The organism is Pseudoalteromonas sp. SR45-1, from assembly GCF_014163655.1.
GTDB classification, from domain to species: Bacteria; Pseudomonadota; Gammaproteobacteria; order Enterobacterales; family Alteromonadaceae; genus Pseudoalteromonas; species Pseudoalteromonas distincta.
Map to the genome: position 1 here is coordinate 105,872 of NZ_JACJDR010000008.1, position 14,104 is coordinate 119,975.

Sequence of the window (14,104 nt, forward strand, 5' to 3'; positions counted from 1 at the left end):
GTTAGTTTTCATACCATGTTTTTAAAAGCTGACGGCTTTCACCTTGTTGTTTTTTCCAAGTATCTGGCATAACAACCGTTGGTTTGATTAAAATAATCAGTTCTTTTTTCTCTTGGCGTTTACGAATACTTTTAAATAAATTGCCAAATAGTGGGATATCACCCAACACGGGGGTTTTTGATTCTTCATCCTGAGTTGATGTTTGCATCAAACCACCAATAACCACTATTTCGCCACTTTGAGCGCGAATAACAGTATCTGATTCTCGAATGTTACTTTGTGCTAGAGGCAACTCAAAACGTTGATCGTCTAATGTAATTACTTTTAGCTGCTCTTCTGTTTCAGTTACTGAAGGGTGAACATGCAAAATAACTGAGCCGTACTTGTCAATTTGCGGCGTTACATCAAGGGCAATACCAGAAAAGAACGGCGTTAAATCAATTTCAGGCGAGGTCGTTGTAGCAGTACCCGTTACCGTCGTACTTGATACATTAGTAACAAAATATTCGTCTTGCCCTACTTTTATAACTGCTTTTTGATTGTTTGTAGCGGTAACTCGAGGGTTAGATAGCATTTGCACATCACCTTGCGTTTCAAGCAAATTAATAACCCCGTTAAAGTCTCCTTTTTGAATGGTTAGCGATGACGCTCCACCAATTGCGGCTGAAATACTATTACTAATAGTAGAACCCGCTGTTGTAGCAAACGAAATACCGCCTTCTAAACCACTCGCTATACGCTCCCAGTTAACTCCCTGTTGGTACTCATCTTTTAAAGTTACTTCTATTATTTTTGCTTCTAGAATAACTTGGCGTTGCAGGTTTTCTTGGCTTTGACGCAAAAACTCTTTTAGCTGACTAATTTCGCTTGGTAATGCATTTACGGTTACCAAACTAGCTTGTGGGCTTGCAACAACATAGCGCCCATCGCTTGCGCCAATTAAAGACTTAAGGGCGACTTCTAATTCTTTCCAAAAGTCATTTTTATTAATTGTTTGGATTCGAGAACCGTTTAAATCTAAGCTTTGATTATCGCCGCCAAACTCATTATTTTGCTGGTTACTACTACCTGAACTTGAACCATTCGAACTACTGCCACTTTGTGCAAATTGACTAACCCCACCAGCAACCACACTCACTGTAGACTGACCATGGCGCTGCATCATTAAATAATTTACAGGTATTGTTTCTGTGCGCATTTTGGCTGGCAGTACTTGTACTATTCGTCCTTCATTAACAATATCTAAAGGATACATACGCTTAATAACAGCAATGACTTCATTAAAAGTAACGCTTTTAAGATTTAAACTAATTGTGCCATTTACCTCAGGATGCACAGCAACACTAAAAGGCGTATCGTCTGTTAAGCCTGCAAAAAAGGCGCCTATTTCAACGTCATTAGCGGCTACATCAAAACGCTTTATAGATAAATCATCACTTATAGTTTGCTCATTATTTATTGATGACAACAAGCTTTGTGTGAGTTCGCTTGGCATTTGTAAAGGCGCAATTACTTTAGGCTTTGTTGGTTTTTCTGCTAGCTCTTGCTCTATATGCGTTTTAATCTCTTTACCTGGTTTAAAGCTATGGCACGCAGTTAAAAATGTAGGTAACAATAGAAGAACAAGCCACGGATGAGATAAATTATTTTTTAATTTCATAGTCATATAATTCTAATTTTATTTGTTTATCATCATTTGCTAACACAACCTGTTTTGAGTTAATGCTTAGCACCCGAAAATCGTCTACAGCATCACCGACTCGATAAATATGGCCTGAAATAATGGCCTTAAATGCTGTACTGTTTTTAATAATAGATTGCAATTTAAGTTCTGTATTTTGAGTTACACTCTTGTTGTTATTTACATACATATTTGGTTGAGTAGGATCGCGTAATTGCGCTAATGCACTGGGTGCGAAAGTGAACAGAAGTAATAAAAAACATAAATTATAATGCGATAAATTTTTCATTAGCGCTCACTGTAGCAATTTGTAAAGTTAATTCAGCTTGAGGGTACTCTAGTACCTGATAACTAAACTCCTGTATTAATAACTTATCTTGATTATTTTTTAATGCGGCTAAATATTTTTGTAAGCTAAAGTAGCTACCTTCTAAAGTAACGACCATCTGATGCTCAAAAAATAATGTTTGCGTATCATGTTCACCTAGTTTTTCTACATCGATAGCCTGTGCTGGTTTGACATTAAAGCTACTCACTTTTACGTCGCTACTATCTACGAGCAAATCTTTTAAAACGGCAGGTACATTTTTAGCCGCTACAAAGCCTTGGCTAAAACTATTAAGTTGATTATTTATTTCTGCTAACTCATCTCTGGTTTGTGCAATTTGACTGCGTAAAACCTTAGTGTAGTCGTAGTTTAGTGCTTGATTTAACATGGAGAGTTGCGCATTTATCTGCTGTAACTCCTGCAATGCTGCATTTTGTTCAGAGCGAATATGAGCAACTTCATCTTGCTGTGGAAAAATAACAAACCACAGGCCGAGGTAAATCACCATGAATAAGCCTACAAATACAGTGGAATACTTCTCACGCTTTTGCAGCGATGCAAATTGAGCTCGATACTTTGCCCAAATAGGCCAACCTTTGTCTTTCTTGTTGTTCATGGTTTAGCGCCTTTATCAGCAAGGTCGGTCGCCACATTAAATTCACTCAGACCATCTTTTGTTGACAGTTCTAAAACTGAAAATTCTTTATCAATAAAAAAAGGTGACTGCTTTAAATTATTAAACCACATAGGTAAAAATTTTGACTGCGATACTTGCCCTTGAAACGTGACACTTTGCCCTACAAATTTAATATGGGTAAGCCAGATATTAGGCTCGTGATACTTGGCTAAATCTTGCATAACCTGCGCATAGTCGGTTGCGGATTGATCTGAGCTTTGCTCTAAATAACTAAATATTTGCTGCTTATGCAAAACCTCTTGCTGAAGTGTTTTTAGCTCATTAATAAAAATTGTTTTATTTTGCTTCTCTGCTAGCTGCTGTTTTACAACTTCTAACTGAGCTTTTCCTTGTTTGAGATATTTCTTTTTTTGTTCTAAATCAAGCTCACTTGAATAAGTTTTATAACTGTAAAAAGCCCACGTGATTGCAATAATTAATAGCGCACCTAACCACAGTGTAATCATTCCCGATAAAGGGACTGGGTCTCGCCGTACTCGTAAGGTTTTTTGATAAAAATTAATCCGGGTTTTCATAGCACAGACTCCGGATCTGTTAATTGATAGGCTGCTCCGAGCGCATAATAAAAGTTTGGCTCTAATTGCTGCGCTAATTCTAAGTTAGGCGCAAAATCTACAACTTTTACTTGTAAAAACTCTGCAAGACCGGCTCTAAGAGTTAATGAAGATAAATCATCGCACTGTAGCTGTATGCTGCGAATTGGCGGTTGCTTGAGCTGGCTTTCAAAAAAGTCCATCGAACGCTGAATTTCTAACCCTAACGCCTCTACTAGTTCTTGGTTTTGATCCTTGTCTGAAATACCTAAAAAACCATTTAATCGCCTAGCTAATACTAATTGTCCATCACGAATAATTAAGATTCGAGGTTCATGATTAGCATGCTGCACAATCAGCATATGCGCCTCTTTGTATGAGCCAAATAAAGTTACTAAAACCATTTCTTCAGAGGTCATTGCACGCAAAACTGGTTTAGTTTGTTCAAAACTGTCTATAAACGGAAGTAGCTGCAGCTTATTGGTAATAAATACATTCATTTTGCTGCTTTGCATTGGTAACGTTATTGGATAATCGATAAAGTCAGCTACAATGTTTTCAGAAGCTATATCAACTAAATCTTTTGTAGTCCAAGGCAGCGACTGAATGATTTCTTCATCACTAAGGTTTGGTTTATCCATTTGCACTATTTGATAAAAGTAGTGCGGTATGACTAAATTAACTGCACAAATATCAGTAGACACCTCATTTGTACAAGCAACAATTGCAGCGGTATAATCGGTTTGCTCAGACACATTTACACTGTGAGAACTGTGAACCATCCATTGGTCGCGTTGTTTTTTTAAACATACCGCGTTAACAGTATCTGCGTAAGTTGCAACACCAATAGCTGTATTTGGATCTAAACTACGATTTAACCATGAAAACAGCTTTTCTTTCATATAGCTACTATTGTTAATTGAGTATGAAATAAGTGTCGTACATTTTAACTACTTTGCCAAATTGAAAACCAATAAAATGCGTGAAAAATTCAAAATAGATGAAAATAACTATATTCAACAATTAGATAGCTCGTTTCTAAAAAAGAGAAATATTTGTTTAGGTATAAAACGTGATGATTTACTCCATCCGCTAATAAGTGGCAATAAATGGCGTAAATTAAAATACAATTTAGCGTATATGCAAAAGATAAATAAAACAGAGCTTCTGACTTTTGGTGGTGCATTTTCAAACCATATTCACGCCTGCGCAGCTGCGGGAAAAGAATTTAATATAAAAACTCACGCGATTATCCGCGGACCAGAACTTGATAACAACAGTCCGACAATTCAGTTTGCAAAACATTGTGGTATGAACCTACATGTTGTTAATCGTATAGAGTATCGAAAACGCCACAACATCGATTACCTTAATGCTTTGCAAGAGCGCTTTCCAAACGCTTATATCATCCCTGAAGGTGGTACAAATGAACATGCTTTATTAGGGTGTAAAGAATTAGTACAAAGCTTACCCGAACATAGCTACTTAGTTTGTCCTACAGGTAGTGGTGGCACACTTGCTGGACTAATAGAAGGCAGTGCTTCAACAACACAAGTTATTGGTATAGCGGTATTAAAACAAGCTGATTATTTAAATGAAGAAATAAAAAAGCTGAGCGCTAAAGCTAATAATCAAACTAACTGGCAGTTACTCACAGAGTTTCATGATGGTGGCTATGGTAAGTTTTCACCTGAGTTATGGCAGTTTTGCCAAGATATAGGCCGCACACACAACCTACCGCTTGAGCCTATTTATAGCGGAAAAATGATGTATGCATTGTGGCAGCTTATTGAGCAAGATTATTTCCCATCTGGGAGTAAAATTATTGCTGTTCATACTGGCGGGCTTCAAGGCTTAAATGGGCTTAAATATAGAGGGTTAATCTAGACCTTAATTAAATACCGCTTGCGTAAACTCTTGAAGTGGCTCTGAAAAGTAAAAACCTTGAGCTCCTACCACTCCCAATTTGGTAAGCGTAAGTAGCTCTTTTTGAGTCTCTACGCCCACCGCGTATACGGGTAGATTTAAAAGACTAGCGGCTTCGACTATCCTTTTTATTTTCTTTTGACTTTGAGTTTTTTCATCTAATAAATGAACCAGTTCGTAAGATAACTTAAGCCCACATACTTGGTTATAATCAACTAGCATGGCTACTTTCTCACTGCTTTTTACATTATCAATCACAATATGTGAATGCCCTTTTTTAATAACATTGAGTGCATTAGTTATCGACTCTCTATGAGTAAAAAATTCTGCCTCACTTATTTCAAATTGTAATTTAGTATTTAACTTAAGCTCTGCCATTTGATTGGCTAACCACTCCCAAAATACAGTATTAAACCAATTTTTAGGGTGTAGATTTACACTAACTGTTAAAGCCGAAGACTCACTGAGCATTAGCTTTTTGACTTGTGTTATTACAGCTTTATCTAATATTAAAGCGTCTTGATCACTATAAACCTGCTTAATAAAATAACGAGCGGCCAGTAAACCAAGTTGGCTATGCCTAACCCGAATAAGAGCTTCATGCTGCAGGATATCTCCACTAGAGAGTTCAAATACAGGCTGAAAGAATAATATAAATTTATTCTTTTTAATGTTTTCTATAACCTGTTTGCTAGAGAGGTGTTTTTCTTGGCAGTGATTTAACGTTAAACGGTGGCAATGCTGCAATAGGCTGCTTTGTGAAAGCGCGAGTGCTGATTTTGCTAGCTTATAAACCGCCACTTGATCAGCGCCTAATTGATAATCACACGCACCTATTTTAATATTTTTATGAGTAATATTTTTTTGATGATTTTGACATATTAAAAACACATTTTTATGAAGCTTTTCAACGTAGCTATTCAACTCGCTAATAGAAATGTTTGGTAAGGTAACCGCTAAGTAATTAGAGTTTAGTATTTTTACCGACACACCTTTAAGTTCGGCTAATTTTTTAGTAATTAAGACTTTAAAATTGGCTTCTATATCCGTTTTTTTATCATAGCTACAATCACACTCAATAAGTAAAAATAAGTTATGTGATGCAGTATTAACTCCATACAAAGAACTTAAATCACATTTTTTTGCCTGTTCGATTAGTTGAGTATTTTTATACCTTTGTTGAATAATTTTAGTCGTCTGTATAACTGTATTTTTAAGCATTACTTTACGGTTTACTTTTAACAGGCTCCACCAGCGATAAGACCAATTAGCAGCGCCTAATATAATCAGATTCAAAAATATAAATAAGTAGCTTTGTGTTACCCACACTGGATAGTGATAAAGGCTCAAACTTAACGTTTTAAAAGTAAAAACTTCGCGTTCTAAATTTACTAAGTTCCTAAAGTGATCAGAAGAATTTTGCAGCTCTAACTTAAAGCCTTCATTTTTAGCTAATGCGACCAACACTTCATTATTTATAGAGGGAGATAAATTTAATTCATAAACGCGTTTAACAAACTGCTGCCCAGAAACATGTGCTTTTTGATGTAATGCATCATTTAAAATGAAATTAAAACTAATAAGTATCATCAAAAACAAAACAAAAGAGATACCTTTGAAGTACTTTAAAAGCCAGAGTTTACTCTTTTGCATAGCCTGCCACTCGTTATATTGATAACTAAAGTGTTGTTCAATATCTATAGAAGCACAAGGCTGCAAACTAAGTTTAAACGTTTATTAATAGTACTAAACAAAAAACACTCAGATAAACGAGAACTTACAAAAATAAACAGCTATGCCCTTTATTCTGTAAATAGATGAAAGCCATCGACAGATCATTTTAAAAAGTATGCCAGCAGAGATTATGCTGCATACCGCCTTAATTAAACCAATGGCGTGTTTTATTTGCAAAGTATACCAAGCTTAGCATTACGGGGACTTCTACCAACACCCCCACCACAGTGGCAAGTGCAGCCCCAGAATGTAAACCAAATAATGAAATAGCAACCGCAACAGCTAGCTCAAAAAAGTTTGAAGTGGCAATCATACATGCAGGCGCCGCTATGTTATGTGCAAGCCCCATTTTTTAGCTGCAATATAAGCAATCGCAAAAATACCGTAAGTTTGAATTAAAAGCGGGATTGCAATAAGAACTATTGCCTCTGGTTTTTCTATTAATATCTGCGATTGGAAACCAAACAATAGCGCTACTGTCGCGAGTAAGCCAATAATAGAATAAGGTTTCATTACCTTTAAAAAGTTATTTAAACACGTATGGTCATCTTCTTTATCAAGCTTTTTACGGGTAACAGCACCGGCCACCAGCGGGATAAGTACATACAATACCACCGATAATAGCAGTGTATCCCAAGGTACAGTAATATCAGTCACACCAAGTAATAGCCCTGCAATAGGTGCGAAGGCAAAAATCATAATTATGTCATTTATTGATACCTGCACTAAGGTGTAATTAGCATCGCCTTTTGTCAATTGACTCCACACAAACACCATAGCGGTACAAGGCGCAACACCCAACAAAATCATACCAGCTATATATTCTGTAGCTGTTTGTGGGTCAACAAAATCGGCAAAAATACCCTTAAAAAATAACCAGCCTAGTAGCGCCATAGTAAAGGGCTTTATAAGCCAATTAATAACGATAGTGAGCACTAACCCTTTTGGTTTTTTACCTACATCTTTAATTGATGAAAAATCAATTTGCACCATCATTGGGTAAATCATCAACCAAATAAGTACTGCGATTACAATATTTACATGGGCATATTCAAAACCAGCAATTAAGCTAAATGCACTTGGCATTATAGAACCAGCTACAATACCAAAAGTAATAGCTAAGGCTACCCACACAGAAAGATAACGTTCAAATAATCCCATTGTTCTGTCCTAAATAGAGCTTTGATTAACGCGTTGGCTAAGTTCTTCTGCAGATTCCACACGTTCAGAATAACGATCTACAAAGTAATCTTTTTGATCTCGTAATAACAAAGTAAATTTTATCAACTCCTCCATAACATCAACAACCCGATTATAAAGTGGAGAGGGTTTCATGCGCCCATTTTCTTCAAATTCTAAATGAGCTTGTGGCACTGAGGACTGATTTGGTATTGTTACCATACGCATCCAACGCCCTAATACTCGTAGTTGATTCACTACATTAAATGATTGCGATCCACCACAAACTTGCAGCACTGCGAGTGTTTTACCTTGCGTTGGCCTTACACCACCTAAATTGAGTGGTATCCAATCAATTTGGTTTTTGAATATGCTCGTCATTGACCCATGACGTTCTGGAGAGCACCATACTTGCCCTTCTGACCAAAGCATTAAATCTCGTAACTCTTGTACTTTAGGGTGTGATTCATCTTCACTATCGGTTTGAGGTAAACCTTCAGGATTAAAAATTTTAACCTCAGCACCAAAATACGTTAATAAACGTGCACTCTCCTCTATTACCAACTTACTATAAGAACGCGCTCTTAATGATCCATATAACAATAAAATTTTAGGTTTGTGCTCAGAAAAACTAACATTAAAATTTTTAGTATGTGGAACAACGCTGTGTATTTTATTTGTATTTGGTAACCCATTAACTTCTGACATTTATAACTCAACCTTTACCAAGTGAACATACGAAAAATCGAATATATGGAATTTCACATACAAACACGCGTGAGTCAAATTCTATTTTATAAATTTTTTTAAGTTATTAAAAAATCGGCTCAAGCCAATGGAAGGGATTGCGGAAGGTATTTGATAAAAATATTAAGTTACTTATATAGCGCAACTATTTATTTAAACAGCGAATTATAGTTTCACGTAGTTTTTGTGTTTTAATGGGTTTTGCAACATGAGCATTCATGCCAATAGATAAGTATCGTGTAATATCATCTTTCATAACATTAGCTGTTAAGGCAATTATTGGAATATTTGCGATAGTTTCATCACTATCATTACGAATAATTTGAGTCGCCTCAACACCGTCCATGATAGGCATATGAATATCCATTAAAATTATATCAAACGGCTCTAATTTTACTGTTTGGATGCACTCTAATCCATTATCAACTAAGTAAACCTGAGCGCCGCTATTTTCTAGTATGTTGGTAACTATGAGTCGATTGATTGAATTATCTTCCACAACTAATACTTTAATACCCGCCAGCGACTGTTCACTCACAGTATTTACTTTAGGCACTTCATTAAAAAAACCTAACACTCTACTGCTCACCTCCTTATACAAGACACTCGAATAAACAGGTTTTTGCAAAATTGTGTTTATATTTATTTTGTTAGCCACATCATTAAGTAAAACCTCATGATCCCTTGTAAGTACAATTATATTACTGCAAAGCTGGGGATTAATATTATAAATACGCGTTAAAAATGTTTCACTACTCATCGCTGACATTATCCAATCGACAATAATGACTTTAAATTTTTCTTTATTCTGTTCAATAATATCAATAGCTTGCTTAGCAGACGAGCACGCAGTACATGCTAAACCCATAGCTGTAAACTGATTTTCAATTACTTTAAGGTCCTCTTCATTATCATCTATAATTAATACATCAAACGGATCAGTAAAGATTAGGTTAGGCGTATCATCAATCAACGCTTGGTTGTTCAATTTAACTTCCACCGAAGCTACAAACTCACTACCCACACCTTGAGTGCTGTGTACTGTTATATCACCACCCATCAATTGGCATAAACTCTTACTAATTGTTAAACCTAACCCTGTACCACCAAACTTCCTAGTTGTAGAACTATCTGCCTGAGTAAATGATTCAAATAAATTACTAAGATTATCCTCAGCGATGCCAATACCTGAGTCTTTAACTGTAAAATTTAAGCAAACACTTTGCGGATCGTCTAATAACTTTCTTGACTCAATTAAAACCGATACAGTGCCGTGAGGGGTGAATTTAATTGCGTTAGAGCATAAATTTAACAGCACCTGATTTATTCGCACTACATCGCCGATTAAGTCCAGTTTAACTGCCTCATCAATGACAATATCAAATGTGACCCCTTTACTTTGGGCCAATTCATTGAAGGTTGCTTTGATATAATCAACAATCGAATTTACAGAAAAAGGAAATTCCTCAAGGTTAATGTTTCCAGACTCAATTTTTGAAAAGTCTAAAATATCGTTAATAACCACCAGGAGTTGATCTGAGGAGTATTTAATTTTATCTAAATAATACTCATACTCACCAGGTAAACCTTTTTCGAGCAAAATATTAGTCAAACCAATAATCCCACTCATAGGGGTTCTAATTTCATGACTCATATTTGCTAAAAACTCAGACTTAGCGGATGTCAGATGCTCTGCTTCTTCCTTGGCGTGCAAAAGCTCTTCAGTGCGCTCTTCAACGCGCGACTCTAATCTTTGCTTTTCTTCATCAAGCTCTTTTAAAAGTTGAATGCGGCGTTGGTTTAAAAACAAAACAAAAACTAAAAAACTGCTAAGAATAAAAATAATTACAGTAGCGCTGTAAATTAATATTTTATTTTTCTCAAAGTAAGTTGGCTCGTAATAAGAGATAATTGACTCTTCTGGCAAGCTCTGCGGAGCAATATTAAACTTACTTAATTGTCGCCAATCATATGAGTATGTACTAAGCCCTTCACCACTAATTTCATTTAACGCTTTATTTTCATTATAAAAAACTATTGAATCGGCAATACGTTTACCTATTTTTTCACCCGACAATACATACCCACCAACAACACCTGAGCCTAATAGTACTTCCCAATAGCTAAACACTGGCGCCGGACTTTCTTCAGTTAATCGCTCTACTAGCTGATAAGGGCTAAGTGATTTATTATCGTAACGCCTAAAAATGGGGGTAAATAAAATAATTGAATCTGCTGGGGCATTTCTTACTTTGGTGAGTAATTCTGGTAATGGAAGATCAAACCACTTTTCTACACTTAAATACGAAAAATCACGGTTAATAACCGAAAATAGTCCTCGATGAAAGCTCATACCAATATCGTTTTTTGTATCTAAAATCACGATCAATTTTTTAGGCTTCATTAAATTAACAGCATTTGCTGTTGCTTGCGCATAATCTAATTTAGCTTGGATCACAGCTCCGCTGGTCTTTTTTGGTAGATTAAACTGGGCGCCTGGCTCTAAGTATATTCGTGGAGCATTTATAAAAAAATCATCTAATTGAGATAGTAACGTCGCTGCAGAAGGCGACTGAGTAACGATGATATCGATGTGCTTATTTTTATATTTTTGTTTGAGGTAGTCTTTCATTAACTGTTTTTGATTAACTTCATCAAAGCGATTTACATCCATATTTTCGACAAATAGTTCATAACTAAAAGAACGTTTTGTAAGCTCTGTACGCAGTCCAAGCTCAACACTTTTATACCAAGGCATATCTTGATTTGTTGAATTTATAAATAAAATATGAGTAACATTTGAAGGAGTTTGAGCGTGTGAACTAGGGCTCAAGAATTGAAAAACAAGAAATAAAAATAAGATATTAGTTTTCATGTTTCTCATTGTGTAATCAGAGGAAAGTAGTTTAATGGTAAGTGTTAACGATATATATATCAATTAAATACAAGATAAAATTTACTGTAATTTAACATTACCAACAATACTATTTCACTTTACAGCCTAATGAGGTCTTATATTGATAGTTTTTGGATTATCATCACAGCGCAATACGCATAAAAAACCCAGTACGAATACTGGGTTTAGAGTAAAAAGTGTAAAGAATCTAATTATCTTTACACTAATAACTTTATATCATTTAGAACGGGATATCGTCATCAAAATCAATGGTTGGTTCCATTGGGTTTGATGCACCACCTTGCGGAGCACTTTGTGGTTTAGGAGCGAAACCACCTTGCTGCTGCGGTGCACTATTTTGTTGTGGTGCAAAGCCGCCTTGCGGCTGGTATTGATTACTTTGCTGCTGTGGTGCTGGAGCCGGTTTTGGCTGCGCTGCAGGTGCTGCTTGCTGTTGTGGAGCATAACCACCTTGTTGCTGGTTATTTTGGCCTTGATTATTTTGACCGTAACCACCGCTTTGTTGAGCACTTTGCGCTTGATTACCTTGGTAACCTCCACCTTGTGATTGATTACCTTGGTAACCACCACTTTGTTGATCGCCACCACGTGCGCCTAACATTTGCATTTGACCAGTAAAGCCATCTACAACTATTTCTGTAGTGTACTTTTCTTGGCCTTGTTGATCGGTCCACTTACGTGTTTGAAGTTTACCTTCAACATAAATTTGTGAACCTTTACGACAATATTCACCAACAATTTCAGCTAACTTGCCAAAAAATACAACACGGTGCCACTCAGTTTTATCAACCATTTGGCCAGTGTTCTTATCTTTATAGCTATCCGAAGTTGCTAGGGTAATATTTGCTACACCGTTGCCGTTAGGCATATAACGAACTTCAGGATCTTGCCCTAAATTACCAACCAAAATTACTTTGTTCACACCGCGTGCCATGGAACCATCTCCTATAAATGTTAGATTAAACCAGCGACTTTACGCGCTTGGTCTAGGTCAAATTCTTTATCATTAATCTTTAAATAGCTGCGACTTTCATCGCGAACTACAGTTGCTTCTATTACACCTGGTAAAGCAACTAACTGAGAAGCAAGTACTTGAGCATGCTCTTCAGAATCTAATTTGGTCATTAAACTAATAACTTTACTTTTGGGTGGGACTTGCATTTTCCACGCAATAATAAGCCATATTAACCCAACAAGTGCCGCTGCCGCAAACACAGCTTGCGTCGTTGTAGTTTGTGCTACATAGCCACCTAACATACCGCCTAAAAAGGCCCCTAAAAACTGACTAGATGAGTAGCCACCCATTGCTGAACCTTTTTGGCTTGCAGGTGCTATTCGCGATACGAGCGCAGGCATAGTGGCTTCTAAAAAGTTAAACGCCACAAAATAAAGCAGCATACACACAGCAATGCCTACTACACTATTAACCCATACCGACATTGCTAACATACTAATAGTTAACAAGGCTACTGAACCAATAAATGCTTGTTTTTCTTTCTCTTTTTTAATGGCCACAATCATTATTGGTACCATTAATAAAAATGCTAAAAATAGCACTGGAATATATAAATACCAGTGATGGTCAGCAACCAAACCATCTTTAATTAATTGACTCGGCAGTACCACAAAAATTGTGGTTAGCGTTAAATGCAATAACAATACACCTGCATTTAATCGTGCTAACTGAGGGTGTTTAATTAATTTTTTAATGTCGCTGAAGCTTGCTAATGTATCGCCTTTGGGCGCTTTATTTACCGCCTTTGGCACTAGCATGGTCACTATAAATATACCTAAGACTGCTAAAATAGCAGTCAACCAAAATACACCAGCAATACCCCACGAAGCGGCGACAATTGGCCCAAGTAACATAGCAAAGGCAAAGCTCATTCCTATGCTCATACCAATAACGGCCATTACTTTTGGTCGTTGCTCATCGCGGCTTAAATCTGAAGCAAACGCGAGTAGCGCACTGGCTATTGCGCCCATACCTTGTAAAGCACGGCCTACGGTAACCATTTGGATAGAGTCAGCTAATGCAGCAACTACAGAGCCAATAGCAAATACAACTAAGCCACCAACAATAACCTTTTTACGACCAATCTTATCGGATAATCGACCCATAGGTATTTGTAGTACAGCTTGCGTTAAACCATACGCACCAATGGCAAAACCAATCCAAATAGGCGAAAAACCTTCAAGCGATTGTCCATAAATAGCCAATACAGGCATCAGCATAAACAAGCCGAGCATTCTAAATGCAAACACACTCGCCAGTGATACAGCGGCGCGTTTTTCTCGTGAATTAAGTGAAGATGCGGTCATTATCTGCGTGATCTTACTCTATGAAAAATTGAGGTTGGGA

Annotated in this window: 11 protein-coding genes and 1 pseudogene; 1 reads left to right on the top strand and 11 read right to left on the bottom strand. The window is 36.6% G+C overall.

Going from position 1 to position 14,104, the window contains the following annotated elements; all coding sequences use genetic code 11:
* Position 1 precedes the first annotated feature (1 nt).
* From mshL to H5089_RS10050, 5 genes are read right to left on the bottom strand one after another with little or no spacing between them, the layout of a single operon-like run.
* On the bottom strand, positions 2-1,660 hold the full coding sequence (mshL, locus tag H5089_RS10030; RefSeq protein ID WP_182712176.1) for a pilus (MSHA type) biogenesis protein MshL: 1,659 nt from the start codon (positions 1,658-1,660) through the stop codon (positions 2-4).
* Positions 1,644-1,970 (bottom strand): agglutinin biogenesis protein MshK, encoded by a 327-nt coding sequence (locus H5089_RS10035; RefSeq protein ID WP_024594540.1) that lies wholly within the window; start codon positions 1,968-1,970, stop codon positions 1,644-1,646. The genes mshL and H5089_RS10035 overlap by 17 nt, the downstream gene beginning before the upstream one ends.
* Positions 1,948-2,625, bottom strand: coding sequence for a hypothetical protein (locus H5089_RS10040; protein WP_024598056.1), 678 nt, complete (start codon positions 2,623-2,625; stop codon positions 1,948-1,950). The genes H5089_RS10035 and H5089_RS10040 overlap by 23 nt, the downstream gene beginning before the upstream one ends.
* Positions 2,622-3,221, bottom strand: coding sequence for a PilN domain-containing protein (locus H5089_RS10045; protein ID WP_024594795.1), 600 nt, complete (start codon positions 3,219-3,221; stop codon positions 2,622-2,624). Before H5089_RS10045 ends, H5089_RS10040 begins: the two co-directional genes overlap by 4 nt.
* Complete coding sequence (locus tag H5089_RS10050; protein WP_024598058.1) at positions 3,218-4,141, bottom strand: hypothetical protein; 924 nt, start codon at positions 4,139-4,141, stop codon at positions 3,218-3,220. Before H5089_RS10050 ends, H5089_RS10045 begins: the two co-directional genes overlap by 4 nt.
* A gap of 76 nt (positions 4,142-4,217) precedes the next feature.
* Here H5089_RS10050 and H5089_RS10055 point away from each other — a divergent pair, with 76 nt between their 5' ends.
* Positions 4,218-5,126, top strand: coding sequence for a 1-aminocyclopropane-1-carboxylate deaminase/D-cysteine desulfhydrase (locus H5089_RS10055; protein WP_182712138.1), 909 nt, complete (start codon positions 4,218-4,220; stop codon positions 5,124-5,126).
* Positions 5,127-5,129: 3 nt separating this feature from the next.
* Here the strand turns inward: H5089_RS10055 and H5089_RS10060 are convergent, their stop codons facing one another.
* The 6 genes and pseudogenes from H5089_RS10060 to H5089_RS10085 form a co-directional block, all read right to left on the bottom strand.
* A complete protein-coding gene (locus tag H5089_RS10060) occupies positions 5,130-6,818 on the bottom strand; it encodes an EAL domain-containing protein (RefSeq protein ID WP_182712139.1) in 1,689 nt (562 codons plus the stop codon).
* A 226-nt stretch (positions 6,819-7,044) separates the two neighbouring features.
* A pseudogene (arsB, locus tag H5089_RS10065) lies at positions 7,045-8,060 on the bottom strand (ACR3 family arsenite efflux transporter).
* A 9-nt stretch (positions 8,061-8,069) separates the two neighbouring features.
* Positions 8,070-8,786 (bottom strand): arsenical resistance protein ArsH, encoded by a 717-nt coding sequence (arsH, locus tag H5089_RS10070; protein WP_182712140.1) that lies wholly within the window; start codon positions 8,784-8,786, stop codon positions 8,070-8,072.
* 184 nt (positions 8,787-8,970) lie between these two features.
* Positions 8,971-11,700: a response regulator gene (locus H5089_RS10075; RefSeq protein WP_182712141.1), complete on the bottom strand. Its 2,730-nt coding sequence runs from the start codon at positions 11,698-11,700 to the stop codon at positions 8,971-8,973.
* Between the two features lie 262 nt (positions 11,701-11,962).
* Positions 11,963-12,676, bottom strand: a complete 714-nt coding sequence (ssb, locus tag H5089_RS10080; RefSeq protein WP_182712142.1) for a single-stranded DNA-binding protein — start codon at positions 12,674-12,676, stop codon at positions 11,963-11,965.
* A gap of 20 nt (positions 12,677-12,696) precedes the next feature.
* Complete coding sequence (locus H5089_RS10085) at positions 12,697-14,064, bottom strand: MFS transporter (RefSeq protein WP_182712143.1); 1,368 nt, start codon at positions 14,062-14,064, stop codon at positions 12,697-12,699.
* Between the last annotated feature and the right edge of the window lie 40 nt (positions 14,065-14,104).